At 65.5% G+C, this 18,032-nt stretch carries 21 protein-coding genes; 3 read left to right on the forward strand and 18 right to left on the reverse strand.

The genetic code is table 11. The annotated features are described in order from the left end of the window. The 11 genes from ACN4E0_RS08105 to ACN4E0_RS08155 all read right to left on the reverse strand — a co-directional run. On the reverse strand, nucleotides 1-499 hold a 499-nt coding region (locus tag ACN4E0_RS08105), incomplete at its 3' end, for a 2Fe-2S iron-sulfur cluster-binding protein (RefSeq protein WP_419567019.1). Continuing rightward, on the reverse strand, nucleotides 499-1,794 hold the full coding sequence (gene nuoF / locus ACN4E0_RS08110) for an NADH-quinone oxidoreductase subunit NuoF (RefSeq protein ID WP_419567020.1): 1,296 nt from the start codon (nucleotides 1,792-1,794) through the stop codon (nucleotides 499-501). The genes ACN4E0_RS08105 and nuoF, both read right to left, overlap by 1 nt. Further along, the gene (locus ACN4E0_RS08115; protein WP_419567022.1) at nucleotides 1,791-1,931 is read right to left on the reverse strand and encodes a hypothetical protein; all 141 of its coding nucleotides are present in this window, start codon (nucleotides 1,929-1,931) and stop codon (nucleotides 1,791-1,793) included. The genes nuoF and ACN4E0_RS08115 overlap by 4 nt, the downstream gene beginning before the upstream one ends. Next, the gene (locus tag ACN4E0_RS08120) at nucleotides 1,931-2,599 is read right to left on the reverse strand and encodes a complex I 24 kDa subunit family protein (protein WP_419567023.1); all 669 of its coding nucleotides are present in this window, start codon (nucleotides 2,597-2,599) and stop codon (nucleotides 1,931-1,933) included. The genes ACN4E0_RS08115 and ACN4E0_RS08120 overlap by 1 nt, the downstream gene beginning before the upstream one ends. Beyond that, nucleotides 2,599-3,816 carry an NADH-quinone oxidoreductase subunit D gene (locus ACN4E0_RS08125; RefSeq protein ID WP_419567024.1) on the reverse strand — a complete coding sequence of 406 codons (1,218 nt, stop codon included), beginning with the start codon at nucleotides 3,814-3,816 and terminating at the stop codon, nucleotides 2,599-2,601. The genes ACN4E0_RS08120 and ACN4E0_RS08125 overlap by 1 nt, the downstream gene beginning before the upstream one ends. Continuing rightward, entirely contained in the window at nucleotides 3,813-4,352 is a 540-nt protein-coding gene (locus tag ACN4E0_RS08130; protein ID WP_419567025.1) for a hypothetical protein, read from the reverse strand. Before ACN4E0_RS08130 ends, ACN4E0_RS08125 begins: the two co-directional genes overlap by 4 nt. Further along, on the reverse strand, nucleotides 4,352-5,269 hold the full coding sequence (locus tag ACN4E0_RS08135) for an NADH-quinone oxidoreductase subunit C (RefSeq protein WP_419567027.1): 918 nt from the start codon (nucleotides 5,267-5,269) through the stop codon (nucleotides 4,352-4,354). Before ACN4E0_RS08135 ends, ACN4E0_RS08130 begins: the two co-directional genes overlap by 1 nt. Before the next feature lie 9 nt (nucleotides 5,270-5,278). Further along, complete coding sequence (locus ACN4E0_RS08140) at nucleotides 5,279-5,845, reverse strand: NuoB/complex I 20 kDa subunit family protein (RefSeq protein WP_247715180.1); 567 nt, start codon at nucleotides 5,843-5,845, stop codon at nucleotides 5,279-5,281. Between the two features lie 4 nt (nucleotides 5,846-5,849). Beyond that, nucleotides 5,850-6,224, reverse strand: coding sequence for an NADH-quinone oxidoreductase subunit A (gene ndhC / locus ACN4E0_RS08145; protein WP_221604010.1), 375 nt, complete (start codon nucleotides 6,222-6,224; stop codon nucleotides 5,850-5,852). Nucleotides 6,225-6,342: 118 nt separating this feature from the next. Beyond that, nucleotides 6,343-7,593, reverse strand: a complete 1,251-nt coding sequence (locus tag ACN4E0_RS08150; protein ID WP_419567028.1) for an SMP-30/gluconolactonase/LRE family protein — start codon at nucleotides 7,591-7,593, stop codon at nucleotides 6,343-6,345. Further along, nucleotides 7,590-9,020 (reverse strand): coniferyl aldehyde dehydrogenase, encoded by a 1,431-nt coding sequence (locus tag ACN4E0_RS08155; protein ID WP_419567029.1) that lies wholly within the window; start codon nucleotides 9,018-9,020, stop codon nucleotides 7,590-7,592. The genes ACN4E0_RS08150 and ACN4E0_RS08155 overlap by 4 nt, the downstream gene beginning before the upstream one ends. Nucleotides 9,021-9,124: 104 nt before the next feature. Here ACN4E0_RS08155 and ACN4E0_RS08160 point away from each other — a divergent pair, with 104 nt between their 5' ends. Beyond that, entirely contained in the window at nucleotides 9,125-10,321 is a 1,197-nt protein-coding gene (locus ACN4E0_RS08160; RefSeq protein ID WP_419567030.1) for a thiolase family protein, read from the forward strand. Between the two features lie 62 nt (nucleotides 10,322-10,383). After that, nucleotides 10,384-10,815, forward strand: a complete 432-nt coding sequence (locus tag ACN4E0_RS08165) for a hypothetical protein (RefSeq protein WP_419567031.1) — start codon at nucleotides 10,384-10,386, stop codon at nucleotides 10,813-10,815. Nucleotides 10,816-10,828: 13 nt separating this feature from the next. Here ACN4E0_RS08165 and ACN4E0_RS08170 read toward each other — a convergent pair whose 3' ends face one another. Then, nucleotides 10,829-11,296: an SH3 domain-containing protein gene (locus ACN4E0_RS08170; protein WP_419567033.1), complete on the reverse strand. Its 468-nt coding sequence runs from the start codon at nucleotides 11,294-11,296 to the stop codon at nucleotides 10,829-10,831. Nucleotides 11,297-11,403: 107 nt separating this feature from the next. Between ACN4E0_RS08170 and ACN4E0_RS08175 the strand changes: the two genes are divergently transcribed. Further along, nucleotides 11,404-12,420 carry a 2-hydroxyacid dehydrogenase gene (locus ACN4E0_RS08175; RefSeq protein ID WP_419567035.1) on the forward strand — a complete coding sequence of 339 codons (1,017 nt, stop codon included), beginning with the start codon at nucleotides 11,404-11,406 and terminating at the stop codon, nucleotides 12,418-12,420. Nucleotides 12,421-12,445: 25 nt separating this feature from the next. Here ACN4E0_RS08175 and ACN4E0_RS08180 read toward each other — a convergent pair whose 3' ends face one another. From ACN4E0_RS08180 to prfB, 6 genes are read right to left on the reverse strand one after another with little or no spacing between them, the layout of a single operon-like run. Beyond that, nucleotides 12,446-12,829 carry a hypothetical protein gene (locus tag ACN4E0_RS08180; protein ID WP_419567036.1) on the reverse strand — a complete coding sequence of 128 codons (384 nt, stop codon included), beginning with the start codon at nucleotides 12,827-12,829 and terminating at the stop codon, nucleotides 12,446-12,448. A gap of 7 nt (nucleotides 12,830-12,836) precedes the next feature. Further along, nucleotides 12,837-14,243: an NAD(P)H-dependent flavin oxidoreductase gene (locus ACN4E0_RS08185; protein WP_419567037.1), complete on the reverse strand. Its 1,407-nt coding sequence runs from the start codon at nucleotides 14,241-14,243 to the stop codon at nucleotides 12,837-12,839. A gap of 4 nt (nucleotides 14,244-14,247) precedes the next feature. Continuing rightward, complete coding sequence (locus ACN4E0_RS08190) at nucleotides 14,248-14,994, reverse strand: class I SAM-dependent methyltransferase (protein WP_419567039.1); 747 nt, start codon at nucleotides 14,992-14,994, stop codon at nucleotides 14,248-14,250. A 20-nt stretch (nucleotides 14,995-15,014) separates the two neighbouring features. Continuing rightward, on the reverse strand, nucleotides 15,015-15,842 hold the full coding sequence (locus tag ACN4E0_RS08195; RefSeq protein WP_419567040.1) for a caspase family protein: 828 nt from the start codon (nucleotides 15,840-15,842) through the stop codon (nucleotides 15,015-15,017). Nucleotides 15,843-15,861: 19 nt separating this feature from the next. After that, nucleotides 15,862-16,896: a hypothetical protein gene (locus ACN4E0_RS08200; protein WP_419567042.1), complete on the reverse strand. Its 1,035-nt coding sequence runs from the start codon at nucleotides 16,894-16,896 to the stop codon at nucleotides 15,862-15,864. A gap of 1 nt (nucleotide 16,897) precedes the next feature. Next, complete coding sequence (gene prfB / locus ACN4E0_RS08205) at nucleotides 16,898-18,025, reverse strand: peptide chain release factor 2 (protein ID WP_419567043.1); 1,128 nt, start codon at nucleotides 18,023-18,025, stop codon at nucleotides 16,898-16,900. Between the last annotated feature and the right edge of the window lie 7 nt (nucleotides 18,026-18,032).

Raw genomic sequence — 18,032 nt, forward strand, 5'->3', positions numbered from 1 at the left:
CGATTTCGTCCACGCCGGCGATCTCTTCGGAGAAGCGCACGCAGCGGGTGCAGTGGATGCAGCGGGTCATGACCGTCTTGATCAGCGGGCCCATGTACTTCTCGGTCACCGCGCGCTTGTTCTCGTGATAGCGCGAGCCCCCGCGGCCGTAGGCGACCGACTGGTCCTGCAGGTCGCATTCGCCACCCTGGTCGCAGATCGGACAGTCGAGGGGATGGTTGATGAGGAGGAACTCCATCACCCCTTCGCGCGCGGTCTTGACCATCGGCGTGTCGGTGCGGATTTCCTGGCCTTCGGTGGCGGGCAGCGCGCACGAAGCCTGCGGCTTGGGCGGCCCGGGCTTCACCTCGACCAGGCACATGCGGCAGTTGCCGGCGATCGACAGCCGCTCGTGATAGCAGAAGCGCGGGATTTCCTTGCCTGCGAGCTCGCACGCCTGAAGGACGGTCGCGCCGTCCGGAACCTCGATTTCCTGTCCGTCTACGGTGACTTTAGGCATTATTCGGCTGCCTCTGCGAATTTCGCATTGTGTTCGGTGATCCGGCGCTCGAGCTCGGGGCGGAAGTGGCGGATGAGGCCCTGGATCGGCCACGCAGCCGCGTCACCGAGTGCGCAGATGGTGTGGCCCTCGACCTGCTTGGTGACCTGCTGCAGCATGTCGATTTCCTCGATCGCCGCATCGCCGGTGCGCAGGCGTTCCATCATGCGCCACATCCAGCCCGTGCCTTCGCGGCAGGGGGTGCACTGCCCGCAGCTCTCGTGCTTGTAGAAGTAGCTGAGGCGGGAAATCGCGCGGACGATGTCGGTCGACTTGTCCATCACGATGACACCTGCCGTGCCGAGGCCGGAACCCAAGTCCTTGAGCCCGTCGAAATCCATCGGCGCGTCCCAGATCTGCTCTGCCGGGACCAGCGGGACCGAGGAACCGCCGGGGATCACGGCGAGGAGATTGTCCTTGCCGCCCACGATGCCGCCGCAATGCTTCTCGATCAGCTCGCTGAAGGGGATGCTGAGCGCTTCCTCGACCACACAGGGCTTGTTCACATGGCCGCTGACCTGGAAGAGCTTGGTGCCCTTGTTGTTCTCGCGTCCGAAGCTGGCGAACCAGCTTGCGCCGCGGCGCAGGATGGTCGGGACGACGGCGATGGATTCCACATTGTTGACCGTGGTCGGGCAACCGTAGAGGCCCGCGCCCGCCGGGAACGGCGGCTTGAGGCGCGGCTGACCCTTCTTGCCTTCGAGGCTCTCGATCATCGCGGTTTCTTCGCCGCAGATATAGGCGCCCGCGCCGCGATGCAGGAAGACGTCGAAATCGTAGCCCGACTTCGATGCGTTCTTGCCGATCAGCCCGGCGTCATAGGCCTCGTCGATCGCCGCCTGCAGCGTCTCGGCCTCGCGGATGTATTCGCCGCGGATGTAGATATAGGCCGCCCTCGCCCGCATGGCGTAGCCCGCGACCAGTGCGCCTTCGATCAGCTTGTGCGGATCGTGGCGGATGATCTCGCGGTCCTTGCACGAACCGGGTTCGGATTCGTCGGCATTGATGACGAGGAAGCTCGGACGGCCGTCCTTCGATTCCTTCGGCATGAACGACCATTTGAGGCCGGTCGGGAAGCCTGCGCCGCCGCGACCGCGCAGGCCCGAGGCCTTCATCTCCTCGATGATATTGTCGTGCCCGCGCGCGATCAGCGACTTGGTATCGTCCCAGTCGCCGCGCTGCTGCGCCGCCTTCAGCCCCCAGTCCTGGAAGCCGTAGAGATTGGTGAAGATGCGATCCTTGTCGGCGAGCATCATAAGGCCCCTCCCTGCGAGAGGAAATAAAGTGCGCCGAGGATGACCACGGCGATCAGCCCGAACTTGATGATGCCGGTCAGCACCTTCCAGGCGATGAAACAGACGACCAGCGCGATGAGGATGGTGGCAATGCTCATCACCATTCCTTCCGGTAATCGTGGTTGGCGTCGACCATTTCCTTCAGCGTGGTCGGGCCGCCTTCGGGTTCGCTGGTGCGCTTGCCGGGAATCTGCGTGCCGGTCTTGGGCTGCTCGCCCTTGGCCAGTGCGTCGAGAATGGCGTCGAGGCTCTCCGGCGTGAGATCCTCGTAATTGTCGTCGTTGATCTGGACCATCGGCGCGGTCGCGCAATTGCCCATGCATTCGACTTCGGTGAGCGTCCACAGCCCGTCTTCGGACACATGGCCCTTCTTCATGCCGCGCTTCTTGCAGGTCTCGAACAGCCCGTCGGAGCCGCGTAGCATGCAGGGCGTCGTGCCACAGACCTGCACGTGGTACTTACCCACCGGCACCATGTTGTACATGAAGTAGAAGCTGGCGACCTCGAGCACGCGGATGACCGGCATGTCGAGATAGTCGGCGACATATTCGATCACCGGCAGCGGCAGCCAGCCCTGCGTGTTCGTCTCTTCGCCGACCTGGCGCTGGGCAAGGTCGAGCAGCGGCATCACCGCGGAGCGCTGGCGCCCCTCGGGATAACGCGCAATCGCCTTGTCCGCGCGCTCGCGGTAGCTCTCGGTGAATTCGAAAGCACCCCAGCGCTCGCGCAGCTCGGGAGTATCGGGTGCGGGGGAACGATCAGCCATTAGCGGTCGCACTCCCCGAACACGACATCGATGGCGCCGAGGATGGCGGTGGCATCGGGCAGCATGTGGCCTTTGCTCATGAAATCCATTGCTTGAAGGTGGCTGAAGGCGGTCGGGCGGATCTTGCAGCGGTAGGGTTTGTTCGACCCGTCGCTGACGAGATAGACGCCGAATTCGCCCTTGGGGCTTTCGGTGGCGACGTAGACCTCGCCCGCGGGCACGTGGAAGCCCTCGGTGTAGAGCTTGAAGTGGTGGATCAGCGCTTCCATTGACTGCTTCATCTCGGCGCGCTTGGGCGGCGCGACCTTGCGGTCGTCCGAGCACACCGGGCCGGTCGGCATCTGCGCGAGGCACTGCTTGATGATCCTGGCGCTCTCGTAGACTTCCTTCACGCGGACCATGAAGCGGTCGTAGCAGTCCGAGGCAGTGCCGACGGGGATGTCGAACTCCATCCGGTCGTAGACATCGTAGGGCTGGCTCTTGCGCAGGTCCCAGGGAATGCCCGCCGCACGGATCATCGGGCCGGAGAAGCCCCAGGCGACCGCATCGTCCTTGCTCACCACGGCGATGTCGACATTGCGCTGCTTGAAGATGCGGTTGTCTAGCACCAGGCTCATCGCATCGCCGAACAATTGGGGCAGCCGCGTGTCGACCCAGTTGCCGATATCGACCAGCAGCTTCTCGGGCACGTCCTGATGGACGCCGCCGGGGCGGAACCAGGCGCTGTGCATGCGCGCGCCAGACGCGCGCTCGAAGAAGTTCATGCAATCTTCGCGCAGCTCGAACACCCACAGGTTGGGCGTCATTGCGCCGACGTCCATGACATGCGCGCCGATGTTGAGCATGTGGTTGCAGATGCGCGTCAGCTCGGCGAACAGCACGCGAAGATATTGCGCCCGCTCGGGCACCTCGACATTGAGCAGCTTCTCGATCGCGAGGACGTAGCTGTGCTCCATGCAGAGCGGCGAGCAATAGTCCAGCCGGTCGAAATAGGGCAGCGCCTGGAGATAGGTCTTGTGCTCGATCAGCTTCTCGGTGCCGCGGTGGAGCAGGCCGACATGCGGATCGATCCGTTCGATGATCTCGCCGTCGAGCTCCATCACCATGCGCAGCACGCCGTGCGCCGCGGGGTGCTGGGGCCCGAAGTTGATCGTGTAGTTGGTGATGACCTCGTCGCCGGTGGTCGGCGACTCTTCGAGATGCATGGCGTGGCTCATGCGCAGATCCACTTGCCGCTGTAGGATTGGGTCTTGCCCGCCGCGTCGCGCACGGTGACGTTGGCCGGGCGGCTCTGCTGGTCGCCGGCCTCGGGGGCGACGGTGACGGTGAAGCCTTCGCCGTTGAAGGTCGTACCCTGCTTGATCGCATCGAGCCCGCCGACGTCGGCGTCGACCATGGTCAGGCTGTCGCCAACACGGACCACCGCCTTGCCGGGCAGCGCCTTGTCCTTCATTCCGGCGGCGATGAGCATTTCCTCGTTTCCGACCATCAGCGTGCAGCCACCGTCGCGCGGGCCGAGGTTCACGCCGCCGATGTCGCCCAGCTGGGCGAGCTGCGTGAGATCGGCCCCGGCAGGTGGCGCTGCGTTCGCGGTATTGGGCGCGTTGGGATCGGGCTGCGACGGATCGAGCTGTGCGCCCTCGCCGTTCTGGCCGATGCGGTTGGCGAAATCATCCGCGCTGTCCTGCTCGGCAGGCTCGGACGAGCATGCGGCGAGCGCGAGCACGGCAAGGGGAAGAAACAGGCGGGTCATCACTTGTCGTCCTTCTTCCTGGCGGCAGGCTTGCGCTTGGCGGGAGCCTTCTTGGCAGCGGGTTTCTTTTTGGCGGGAGCCTTCTTCGGCTCGGTTGCCTTGGCCGTATCCTTCGCCTTGCCCTGGCGCTTGGCGCGGGTCGGGCGGTCTTCGGTCGGCTTCGGCGCGGGCGCGTCCTTGCCGCCATCTTCCTCGGCGGGCGCACCTTTGCTGACCGCGTCGGCAGCCTTGTCGTCGGCCTTCTTGCCGGCGCCGGTATCGGAGGGCTTGTCGGTCGTCTTGGCTTCCTCGACCGGAGACGTGGTCGCCTTTTCGTCGCCCGGAAGGACGTAGTCCGCGCCTTCCCACGGGCTCATGAAGTCGAACTGGCGCAGGTCCTGCGCGAGCTCGACCGGTTCGTAGACCACGCGCTTCTCGTCTTCGGAGTAACGCAGTTCCTGATAACCGGTGAGCGGGAAGTCCTTGCGGAAGGGATGCCCCTCGAACCCGTAGTCGGTGAGGATGCGGCGCAGGTCGGTATTGCCCGCGAAGAGGACGCCGTAGAGGTCGAACACCTCGCGCTCGAGCCAGCCGGCATTGGGCCACAGCGTGGTCACCGTCGGCACCGGCGTGTCTTCGGAGGCCGAGCACTTGACGATGATGCGGCTGTTGATGGTCAGCGAGAGCAGCATGTAGACCACTTCGAAGCGCTCGGACCGCGAGGGATAGTCGACCCCGGCGATTTCCATTAGCTGCTGGTAGGCGTGGTCGTCGCGCAGGATGCGCAGCGCATCCTCGACGCTGTCGCGCTTCACCGTGAGCAGCAGTTCGCCATGCTCTTCATGCGCCTCGAGCAGGTGCTCGCCGAGCGCGCTCGAAAGGGTGGCCTTGAGCCCGTCGATCTGCGTGAAGCGGGGCGCGGAATGGAGAGTAGCCATGATACGCCCTTACCTCTCGATCGTGCCCGAACGGCGGATCTTGCGCTGCAGCTGCATCACGCCATAGAGCAGCGCTTCGGCCGTCGGCGGGCAACCGGGGACATAGATGTCGACCGGGACGATCCGGTCGCAGCCGCGCACCACCGAATAGCTGTAGTGATAGTAGCCGCCGCCATTGGCGCAGCTACCCATCGAAATGACGTATTTGGGCTCCGACATCTGGTCGTAGACCTTGCGCAGCGCCGGAGCCATTTTGTTGCACAGAGTGCCGGCGACGATCATCACGTCCGACTGGCGCGGCGAGGCGCGCGGCGCGACGCCGAAGCGCTCCATGTCGTAGCGCGGCATGTTGACGTGGATCATCTCGACCGCGCAGCAGGCGAGGCCGAAGGTCATCCACCACAGGCTGCCGGTACGCGCCCACTGGAACAGGTCCTCGGTGCTGGTGACGAGGAAGCCCTTGTCGTTCACCTCGGTCGAGAGCGCGTTGAAATAATCCGCGTCGGGCTGGCGCACTTCGCCGCCTTGCGCCGCGGGCACCGCGTTCGGCGGCGTGATGATGGTCGACTGGGTCATGCGATCACTCCCACTCCAGCGCGCCGACCTTCCACGCATAGGCGAGGCCGACGGCGAGTTCGCCGAGGAACACCATCATGGTGATCCAGCCCGGCCAGCCGGTCAGGTCGAGGCTTACCGCCCAGGGAAACAGGAAGGCCGCTTCGAGGTCGAAGATGATGAACAGGATGGCGATCAGGTAGAAGCGCACATCGAACTGGCTGCGCGGGTCCTCGAAGGCAGGGAAACCGCATTCATACTCGCTGTTCTTCTCCGCATCGGGCTTGTGCGCGCCGGTCAGCCGGGCAACGCCCATGGGGAGGAAGACGAAGAGGGCCGACAGGCCGACGGCGATGAACAGGAAGATCAGGATGGGCAGGTATTGTTCGAGATCGACCACGAATGATTCCTAGGCGTCGGGCTTGGTTCGCGCCCGCCTCTAGGCCCGTCGCGAAGTTGGTGCAAGGGTGCGCATGGCGCAATTCCCTCATCTCCTGTTGCGCTTCCGGCGAGGCCTATCAACGATCGAGCGGGAGCTTGCGGACCCGCGTCTCGACGAAGGGCCTGGACGGGTCCGGCCGCCCCTCCACCAGGCGATCCCACTGGCCATTGCCGACGTAGTAGAGCGCATCCTGGCCAAGATAGCCAGACAGCGGTTCGGTCCAGTCCGTATTGGCCTGTTCGAGAACCCGATGCCCGGTGATCCGCCGCCCGTCTTCGGACAGTCGCAGCGCCACGATCCGCATCGTGCTGGTCCCGTTCTGCACCGCGATCAATTCGCTGCCGTGGCGCCAGAGCCCGTCGATCCCGTCGAGCAGGATCGGAAGGTCGGTCGCCAGCCGCTCGATCGGCTGGCCGTCGAGTGGGACAACCACGATCCCGTAGCGGTAGTCGCTGACGTAGAGCCGCATGCCATCTGCACTCGTCGCGAGCCCTTGGGGCGAGCGGAAGCTGCCCGGAGAAACGAGCGTCTCGAGCGCATCGCTGCCGGGCCGGAGCCTGTAGATACCGCCACCGCGCGGATCGCTGGCGAAGATGGTGCCGTCGGGGGCGTGATGGATATCCGAAAGATTCGCGCCCGGGGGCGCCGCGATACGCTGCTGTTCCGCGCCTTCGGGCGACATTGCGATCAGCCCGGCGAATCCCGCGCTCTCCTCCGGTCCGCCGTCGATATGTCCCACAGCCACCCACAGCGTCTTGCGCCCAGGATCGAGGAATATACCCGAGAGATTGCCCGCTCCGGGAGGCGCGAACTCCCGCCAGTCGCCGTCAGCGGAGCCGAGCCAGACGCTATGCCGCGAAACCGATGTTGCCGCCATCAAGCCGGTGCCGGGATCGATCGCGAGACTTTCGACCAGTCCGGCCTGCGAAGGGACGGTGGCAAAGACCGTACTGGCGGCGACCGGCTCGGCGGGCTCGCGTATCAGAGCCGAGACCTGGGCCGCACGCTCGGCCCCGACCAGCTCGGGCAGCTCGCGGCGCGCGGCCTCCGAGAAGACATAGCCCCGCTCGTCGAGCCAGCGGAGCGTCGGGATCGAGGCGTCGTAATCCTCCGCCCCGAGCTGCGCGTTGAGGAGGCGCAAGCGGACCGAACCGCTGTCCGGATAGGCCGCGGCCAGCGCCTCGAGAGCCTCGACCTCGGCGATCGCACCGGTCCCGGCATCTACCGGGCGCCAGAGCGCAGTACGCGCGGGCGCCGCCTCCTGCGCGTGTGGGTAGCTGGCGCAGCCGGCGAGCGCGATGGCCAGCGCTGCGCCCAGCGCCCTCATTTCATCATCGTCTTCACGGCTTTCTCGGTCGCGGGGCCATAGGGGGGCTTGAAGCCGCCGAGCTTTGCGACGTCGATCTTGGGCTGGGTGTAGATGCTCCGCGCATGGCTGAATTCGCGGAAGCCCTCGACCCCGTGATAGCTGCCCATGCCGCTCGGCCCGACCCCGCCGAAGGGCAGGTCCTCCATCGAGACGTGGAAGATCACGTCGTTGACCGTCACCCCGCCGCTGATCGTCCTGGTCAGCACCTTCTCGCGCTCCTCACTGTCCTGACCGAAGTAGTAGAGGCCGAGCGGGCGGTCGTGCTCGTTCACATAGTCGATCGCATCGTCGATGCTGGTGTAGGTCTTGACCGGCAGCACCGGGCCGAAGATCTCCTCCTGCATCGCCTTCATGTCCTCGGTCACGTTCTTGAGGATCGTCAGCGGCATCTTGCGGGCGTTGGTGCTCGAGAAATCCTCGTTGCCCGGATTGACTTCGATCACCTCGGCACCCTTGTCGCGCGCATCGGCGACGAGATCCTGCAGCCGGTCGAAGTGCCGGTCGCTGACGACGCTGGCATAGTCCTCGTTCTCGAGCAGCGTCGGGTACATGTTGGCCGTCCCCTGCCACACGCCGTGGATCGCCTCGTCCTGCTTGCTCTCGGGCACGTAGAGATAGTCGGGCGCGAGACAGATCTGGCCCGCATTCATCATCTTGCCCAGCGCGACGCGTTCGCCCGCCTTGGCGAAATCGGCGCTCTCGCCCATGAACACGGGGCTCTTGCCGCCCAGTTCGAGCGTCACCGGGACGAGGTTCTGCGCCGCAGCCTCCATCACCTTGCGCCCGGTGGCGGTCGAGCCGGTGAAGACGAGGTGATCGAAGGGCAGCTGGCTGAAGGCATGCGCCACTTCGGGACCGCCGGTGAACACCGCGCATTCGTCGGGGGTGAAGTATTCCTCCACCAGTTCCCTGGTCAGCAGGCTGGTCTTCTCGGTGAACTCGCTCGGCTTGATCATCGCGCGATTGCCCGCGGCGAAGACCTGCATCAGCGGGCCGAAGCTGAGATTGACCGGGAAGTTCCACGGGCTGAGGATGCCGATCACGCCCTTGGGTTCGTAGCGCACCTCGGCTTTGGCACCCAGCAGGCCGAGCGGGAACTGGACGTGGCGTTTTTCCGCCCGCGCCCACTTGTCCATGTTCTTGAGGCAATATTTGCCGAAATTGACCGTGCCGGCGATGTCGGTGATCATCGACTGGTGCGGCGAGCGATTGCCGAAGTCGGCGGCCATCACCTTGCACAGGTCCTCACCGTGCTTCTTGAGCAGCGTCATCGCCCGCTGGATGCGGTCCTTGCGCAGCGCCATCGGCTCGGGACGCATCTGGTGGTGCGCGGCGCGCTGCTTGCGCAAAACGGCTTCCATGTCGCTCTTACGATTATCCGCCATCGCTCTCTCCGTTTGATATTGGTGCAACGCAGCACTAGATTGCAGGCCACCATTTAGGTCGCCTTTGGCAACCGATATTCCAGATCAAGAGGAACAGCACAAGCATGCCCCAGTTCAGCGCGTCCGATCCCGTCGTCATCCTGTCCTACGCCCGCACCCCCATGGGCGGCATGCAGGGTGCCCTCGCCGATGTTTCCGCGACCGAACTCGGCGCGACGGCAATCAAGGCGGCGGTCGAGCGCTCGGGCGTCGGGGCCGACCAATTCGATCGCACCTACATGGGCTGCGTCCTTCCTGCCGGACTCGGCCAAGCCCCTGCCCGCCAGGCCTCGATCAAGGCCGGCCTGCCGAAGTCGGTCCAGGCGACCACGGTCAACAAGGTCTGCGGAAGCGGCATGCAGACGGTGATCATGGGCGCCGAAGCGCTCGCCAGCGGTACCATCGACTATGTCGTCGCGGGCGGGATGGAGAGCATGACCAATGCGCCCTACCTGCTCAAGAAGCACCGCTCGGGCGCGCGGCTCGGCCACGATACCGCCTATGACCACATGTTCCTCGACGGGCTGGAAGACGCCTATGAGGAAGGCCGCGCGATGGGCACTTTCGCGCAGGACACCGCCAACGAATACCAGCTCACCCGCGAGGAGATGGACGCCTATTCGATCGAATCGCTGCGCCGCGCCAATGCCGCGATCGAGAGCGGCGCCTTCGCCGACGAAGTGGTGCCGGTGACCTTCTCGACCCGCGCGGGCGAACAGACGGTCGAACACGACGAACAGCCCGGCAAGGGCAAGCCCGACAAGATCCCGACCCTGCGCCCGGCCTTCGCCAAGGACGGCACGATCACCGCGGCGACATCGAGCTCGATTTCCGACGGCGCGGCAGCTGTCGTGCTGACGCGCGAGAGCGTGGCCAAGGCCAATGGCCAGGAGCCGGTGGCGAAGATCGTCGCCATGGCCGCGCATGCGCAGGAGCCGTCGCAGTTCACCGTCGCCCCCATCGGCGCGATCGAGAAGGTGCTCGAAAAGGCGGGCTGGTCGGCCGAGGACGTCGACCTGTGGGAAGTCAACGAGGCCTTCGCCTGCGTCGCCATGTTCGCCATGCGCGACATCGGCATCCCGCACGACAAGATCAACGTCAACGGCGGCGGTACCGCGCTCGGTCATCCGATCGGCGCCAGCGGGACGCGTATCATCGTCACCCTGCTCAATGCGCTCAAGCGGCAGGGCAAGACGCGCGGCGTCGCCTCGCTCTGCATCGGCGGCGGCGAGGCCACCGCGGTGGCAGTCGAGCTCGCCTGATGGCGCGGACCACTCCCCTCGCCCTGCGTCACGACACGACCCACAGCGAAGGGGGATTGGCGATGAAACGATTGCTGTTTCTCGCGGCGGCCGGCATTTCGTTGGCCGCCTGCGGCTCCAAGGACGAACCCGCGGAGGCGGTGGTACCAACCGACGCCACGCTCGAGAGCACCGCGACCGGCGATCTTGCCGGCACCTATGAAGTGAAGCTGGCCGACGGCACCGTCACGATCCAGACGATCAATGCCGACGGCACCTATGTCGAAGCGACGGCGGACGGCACGCGCACCGGGGGCGGAACCTGGCGCACGGGCGACGAAGGCACGATGTGCTTCGACCCCGAAGGCGACGATCCCGAAGAATGCTACGCCGGCGGTGCGCCGGGCGAGGACGGCGCCTTCGAAATGCGCGGCGAGGATGGCAAGGTCCAGTCCTCGGTTCGCAAGATGGAAACCGAGCCCGAGCCCGTCGCCGAGACTGCACCAGAGGGCTAGTTGGCCCCGAGCCTCAGGGCTCGCCGACACCCCAAAGGCGCGATTCGAGCACGTAGCCGCGGCGATTTTCGACCGCGAATTCGCACCAGCCATCGTCGCAGTCGCCCAGCACGCCGACGACGCCCGGCTCGACCCTCCATTTGAGCGCGGCATCCGCGCTGGCACCGGCCCGCATCGCCGCCAGCCCCTCGCCGATGACGATCGCCCCGCGGTCTGGGCTCAGCAGCCGGGCGACCACCCAGCCCCGCGCCCCGTCGGGGTCCTCGATCAGCCGCCAGCCTTCCATCAGCCGCACCACCTTCACCGGCAGGCCGGGGCGACGATAGACCCAGTCGATCATGTAGTCGGCGCTCGGCCCCACGCGGAGGTTGAGCACGCTGGCGCGAATCGTCGCCCAATAGGGGAGGTCGCGGTCCTGCGCCCCGGCAGGGGCCGCAAGTCCGGCGAGCAGAAGGAAAGGTATGAAAAGCCGTGCGAACATGGCGCGCTGAATCGGGCAATGCGCGCCGACAGTCAACGCCCTTCGCGGATCGCCCGGGTGCGAATCCTTGACCGCTCCCCGCCGCGCGGCCTAGCGCTGGGCAGCACATGGACAGCACCGACTCCCGCCCCGCCAAACGCCTCGATCGCAAGCCCCGCGTCTTCGTGACGCGCCATCTGATGCCCGGCGTCGAGGAGCGTATGGGCCAACTGTTCGAGGTAAGTCTCAATACCGAAGATGTCCCGCTGACGCGCGAGCAACTCGTCGCCGCGATGCAGGAATACGACGTGCTGGTCCCGACCGTCACCGACCGGATCGATTCCGCGATGATCGCCGAGGCCGGCGACAATCTCGGCCTGATCGCCAATTTCGGCGCGGGGACCGAGCATATCGATCTCGAGGCCGCAGCTGCGCGGCACATTCTCGTCACCAACACGCCCGGGGTCTTCACCGACGACACCGCCGACCTCGCCATGGCCGGGATCATCGGAGTGCCCCGCCGCATCCGCGAGGGCGTCGAACTCATTCGGAGCGGCAAGTGGAGCGGCTGGACCCCGACCGCGCTGCTCGGCACCAAGCTCGCCGGCAAGGTGCTCGGCATCGTCGGCATGGGCCGCATCGGCCAGGCCGTGGCGCACCGCGCGCGCGCCTTCGGGCTCGAAATCGCCTATCACAACCGCAAGCGCCTGCCCGAAGCGGTCGAGCGCATGTTCCACGCGCGCTGGGTCGACAGCCTCGACGCGCTCATGGCCGAGGCCGACATCCTCACGCTCCACTGCCCCGCCGGGCCCGATACGCACCACATGATCGACGCGCGCCGGATCGCGCTGATGAAGGACGGCGCGAGCCTCATCAACACCGCACGCGGCGACCTCGTCGACCAGGAGGCGCTGATCGCGGCGCTCGAAAACGGTACGCTCGCGGGTGCGGGGCTCGACGTCTATCCCGACGAGCCCAATGTCGATCCGCGCCTGATCCGCCATCGCAATGTGATGACCCTCCCCCATATCGGCAGCGCCACGCGCGAAGGGCGCCAGGAGAGCGGCCTCAAGGTCATCGCCAACATCCGCATGTGGGCCGACGGTCATCGGCCGCCGGATCAGGTGCTTTCCGGCCTCGGCTAAAAGGAGGCGCGCGTGTCGCCTCGATTTAGAGCGAGGCCGTACCCTGATCTTGCGCGATCAAAAGCCTCAGTTGTTCAGAGAAGCGCTGCAACTCAGAGTAGGTAATGGTCGATTCGATCTCGACACTATTGAAATCGATCTCTTCGGCGAGAGTGAGGGACAGGTTGAGCTGCCCTAGGCTGCCGCGCTGTTCGATGCTCAGCTTCAACAAGCCGTCAAACCATTCATATTCCAGCTTGCCAGGCAGAGGGAATTGCCCAACCTCTTTGGCGAGCTTGTCGAACTCTGTGGCAGATACGTTGCGATAGCGGGTTTCGCCGCGAAAGGTCCCGATGTCGACAACGACTTTGCAACGGTCGTCGTCGAACTCGTCATTCAACGGCGGGTCAAATGAAATCGCCAGGACCAAGGCCCGATCAGTCCCCCGTCAGGATCCGCTCGACCAGTTCCTTCACCGTCGGGGTGAAATTGTTCGAATAGAACGGGTCCTGCTTGAAGCGGTAGGCCGCGTGGCCGGCGAAGGCGAGGTTCTCGTCCGGGTCGCCGCCGTGGGCGATGTCCTGCAGCGTCTTCTGGATGCAGAAGCTGCGCGGATCGGCCAGGCGTCCGGTGGTGTGGTTGTCGTGATCCTTCCAGCTCGAGAACTGGCAGTGCGACAGGCAGCCCATGCAGCCCTGCTGGTCGGCACGGATCTGCTCGGCACTCTCGGGCGTGGTGAAGACCACCGTGTCATCGGGCGTCTTGAGCGCCTCGGTGAAGCCTTCGTGCATCCACGCCTGCGCCTTGCGCTGGTCGCCGGGGTGGACGAAGAAATATTTGGCCTTGCCGTGGTCGGCGAGCGGAATCGTGCCCTCTTCCTCGTCGCGCTTGAAGATCGGGATCTGGCGCTCGCTGCGGTGCATCAGGTCATAGAGGAAGGGTGTCTTGACCGCGCTGGAATAGAAGCCGGTGGGGCTGAACTTGTGCAGCAGGACGTCGCCCGGCTCGACCGTGCGCAGCATGTCCTTCCACACCTGCGGGATCGGGCTTTCATGCGTCAGCAACGGGCGCGTGCCGAACTGGAACATGATCTTGCCCAGTTCGGGATTGTCGATCCAGTCATCCCACTCGCGCAGGAACCACACGCCGCCGGCCATGACGATGGCGGTATCTTCGGACACGCCCTCGGCGCGCATGGTATCGCGCAGCGCCTTGACGCGCGGATAGGGATCTTCCGGCTTGGTCGGATCCTCGGCGTTGGAGAGGCCGTTGTGCCCGCCCGCGAGCCAGGGGTCTTCGTAGACCACCGCGGCCAACAGGTGCGGAACCTTGGAATAGCTGCGCTTCCACAGGGCGCGGAAGGCGCGTGCCGAGCTGACGATCGGCAGGTAGTGGACATTGTGCTTGGCCGCGATCTCGGCGAGCTTGTAGGGCATGCCCGCGCCGCAGGTGACGCCGGTGACGAGGCCCGGGCAGTTCTCCAGAATGCCTTCGAGGACCTGCTGGGCACCGCCCATTTCCCACAGTACGTTGATGTTGATCGCGCCCTTGCCCCCGGCGATGTCGTGCGCGCGCTTGACCTGCTCGGTGCCACCCTCGATGCCGTAGCGTACGAGCTGCTCGAAGCGCTCGGTGCGGGTCGCCTGCGGATAGACCTGGGGAATCGGATTGCCATCGACATCGTAGCTGTCGGCATTGACCGCGCTGACCGTGCCGATACCGCCTGCGGCGGCCCAGGCACCCGAGCTCATGTGATTGGTGGCGGACACGCCCTTGCCGCCTTCGACCAGCGGCCAGACTTCCTTGCCGCCATAGGTGATCGGCTCGAGACCCTTGAAACTCATATGCTTACGCTTTCTCTCTTTTCGCGGGGCGCGAGGCCCCGTTGCGCAGCGCGGCACGGTCGCCGCGGCAGCGCTCTATCTCTCCGGGAGCGGGCCTCGTAGCGGCTGCCTTGAACTGTGCATAGTACCCCGCCAATTGGGGCGCGTCCTTGAATTCGACCAGCTCGTAGCCGACCGCCTCGAATTCGCAGCTCAGCAGCAGCGGATCGATGCCGTGCTGGTCGGTCGGCCGGTCGATGTCGACCACCACCACCTGGCCGCCCTGGCGCAGTGAGGGCCACATGCGCCAGAGGAACTCGTAGGGCTGCCCGATCTCATGGTACATGTGGACCATGAAGATGCGGTCGAAACTGTTCGCCGGCAACCGGGGATCGGCCACCTCGCCGAGCCGGATCGAGACGTTTTCGAGCCGCTGGCGCTCGATCCGCCGACCCAGCCGGCTGAGCGCATCGCGATCGATATCCTGCGCCAGCACCCGCCCCTTGGCGCCCACGCGCTCCGCCAGACGGACGGTGTAATAGCCGTTGCCCGCGCCGATATCGGCCACGGTCATGCCCGGTTCGAGCTGGGCCAGGTCCATCACCGTCTGCGCCTCGCCCCGGCTGTCGCGCTGATCCTCGGTCGAGAACTGGTTCGACCCGATCTCCGAAACCGGCCGGTCGGGCTCGGGAAAACGGTCGCCCTGCTCCGCAGGCGCGTCGCAGGCGCCCAGTGCGAGCGCGATCAGGCAGATGGCAGCAATCCGAGTCATGCAGCGCCTATGCCGCCGAGTCAGGGGATGGGCAATGCCCGCATCCCCCCGATGAACACATCGAAGGGAAGATCGCCCTGCCGCCACGGCGACTGGCGTCCCCCCGTGCGCTCGTTTACCGCGACCGCGGTCTTGCGGAAGGTTTCATCGAGCGACTGCCTGCGGCGGATCTCGCGCGCGAACTCGATCGCGAAGGGGCTGCCCTTGCCCGCCGACTCGCCATCCTCGGCGACATTGCCCGGCTCGGTCGAAAAGAACACCACTGCCGACAGTCCACGCAGGCTGCCGACCTGTGCCAGCCCCTTGTTCGAAAAGACGATGTCGTCGAGCGTGACCGTCTCGAGCGCGCGCATGTTTCCTTCGACCTCGACGATTTCCAGCGCCGTCGAACTGTCGGCGTCCAGCATCGGGTTGTTGCGACAGGCATCGACCACGAAAACCACTCCGTGCGCTGCCTCGGTCAGCCGCCGCAGCATGGCGTCGAGCCCGACCAGCGAGCGCCCGTCGGCCGCCAGCAGGTAATTGCTGCCGTCGATCTGGAAGCCGTGCCCGGCGAAATAGACCAGGGCGATGTCGTCACCGCTGAGCGATGCGGTGAAGTTCTCGAACGCCGCTTCCCAGCGGGCGGCATCGGGCTCCTCGACCAGTTCGACCTCGTCGACCGTCGTGCGCCGCAACGCCGCCGCGATCATCCGCGCATCGGTGACCGGATTGTCGAGCTGCAGTCGCTTGTCCTGCGAAGCGACGTAGTCGCTCGCGAACAGCAGGGCCTTCACCCCGGCCTGCGCCGGAGCGGTCATCGCCAGCGCGGCAACCGCGGTCATGAAAATACGCAGGACAGCCAGCATCGTCTCTCTCCCCACAGGGTCACAGCCGCAGCGACAGCCCCAGATTGACGCCGTGATTGACCCGCGCATCGCTGAAGCTCGCGGCCCCCGAAAGCGGGAAGAACAGCACCGCACGATAACGCAGGTCGAGCGCGAGGTTCTGCGACAGGATGATTTGCGCCCCCACCGAGAAATCGGGACCGATGCTGAATTCGCCTTCCTCGGGACTTTCGTCGGTGCCGCTGAATGCGCCGCTGGGATCGTCGATCACGGTCAAGACGTCGAAGTCGGGCTGATAGCTCGCCTGCAGCATGCCGTTGAAGAAGGCCACGCCGGTTTCGCTGAACGGCACGAAAGCGGTGGCTCCGGCACGGGCGCTGTAGGTCTGGATGACGCCCTCCTGGAAGACGCCTGCCTCGATCGCGGGAATGGCCGGAAAGCCGGGCGGTATCGGATCGCCGCCGACGATGGCTTCCGCCTGGGCGATCAGCGTCGGAATGGAGTTCCCCTGCACGATCCGCAGCGATCCGTCGTAGCTGCTGTCGAGCCGCTCGTACCGTACGCCCGCGAGGAAGGCGACGCTCTCGCTCTCGCGTCGCTGCCATGTCATCTCGAGATCCAGCCGGTGGCTCTTGTTCACCGCTCGCGCGGCGAAATTGACGGTATCGACGAACTGGACATCCCCCAGCGTCAGCGACCGCGAGAACGCCGCCGACTGTTCGACATCGCCTTCCCCGCTCCCGTACATCGCGGTCAGCGTGAACCGGTCGCGATCATTGCCGAAATTGACCATGGCGCCGACCATCGGATAGCCGATCTGATCGGCCCGCAAACCTTCGGATTCCGAACGGGTGGCGAACGCCGGCTCTTGGCCGAAGGCGGCACGCAGGACCGCCGCATCCTCCGGCTCGAGCACCTCGCCCTCCTCGAGACCCGAGTCGAGCCCCGAGGTACGCAGGTTCGAATTGTCGAAATAATAGGACACGCGCGGGCCGATCACGACATCGGCATGGGCGGGCGTGGCAACTGCCGCGGCCAGTACCGCGAGACTGACCATGACAGACTGTGCTTTCATCCTATTCGGTATCCTCCACCTCGACCGTCTCCCCGGTCACGCGCTGGGCGAGCGCCGCCGAGATAAACGGATCGAGCGCACCGTCGAGCACGTCGTCGGGTGTAGGCGAGGTCACGCCGGTGCGCAAATCCTTAACCATCTGATAGGGTTGGAGCACATAGGAGCGGATCTGGTGGCCCCAGCCGATGTCGCTCTTTTCCTGATATTCGCCCGATGCCGCCGCCTCGCGCTCGGCCATCTCGCGTTCGAACAGGCGCGCCTTGAGCATGCTCATCGCGGTGGCCCGGTTCTTGTGTTGGCTGCGGTCGTTCTGGCTGGCGACGACGATCCCGGTCGGCTGGTGGGTGATGCGCACCGCCGAGTCGGTCGTGTTGACGTGCTGGCCCCCAGCGCCCGAAGCGCGGTAGGTGTCGATCTTGAGGTCGGCGGGGTTGATCTCGATGTCGATGTCGTCGTCGATCACCGGGTAGACCCAGACCGAACTGAAGCTGGTGTGGCGCCGCGCCGAGCTGTCGTAGGGGCTGATCCGCACCAGGCGGTGGACGCCGCTTTCGGTCTTGGCGTAGCCATAGGCGTTCTCGCCCTTGATCAACAACGTGGCGCTCTTGATCCCGGCCTGGTCGCCCGCCTGGTATTCGACCGTCTCGACCTTGAAGCCGCGGCGTTCGGCCCAGCGGGCATACATGCGAAGCAGCATTTCCGCCCAGTCCTGGCTTTCGGTACCGCCCGCGCCGGCGTGGATTTCGAGATAGGTGTCATTGCCGTCGGCCTCGCCCGAAAGCAGTGCCTGGACCTTGTCGCGATCGGCGCGTTCGGCGAGCTGCGAGAGCGTATCCAGCCCTTCGCGTTCGACCTCGGCATCGCCCTCGGCCTCGCCCATGTCGACGAATTCGATCGCGTCGGCCATCTCGCTCTCGATCTCGCGCACGGTGTTGATCGCGGTCTCCAGCCGTTTCTGCTCCTGCGTGATCGCTTGCGCCTGTTTGGGGTCGTCCCACAGCGTCGGGTCCTGCACGCGCGCGTCGAGCTCGTCGAGCCGGCGCAGGGCGCGCTCCCAGTCGAGCGATTGCCGGACCAGCGCCAATGCGGCTTCGATGCGGTCGATTTGGGCCTGCCCTTCGGCACGCATGGAACTC

This window comes from Qipengyuania sp., assembly GCF_048550555.1.
Taxonomy (GTDB): domain Bacteria; phylum Pseudomonadota; class Alphaproteobacteria; order Sphingomonadales; family Sphingomonadaceae; genus Qipengyuania.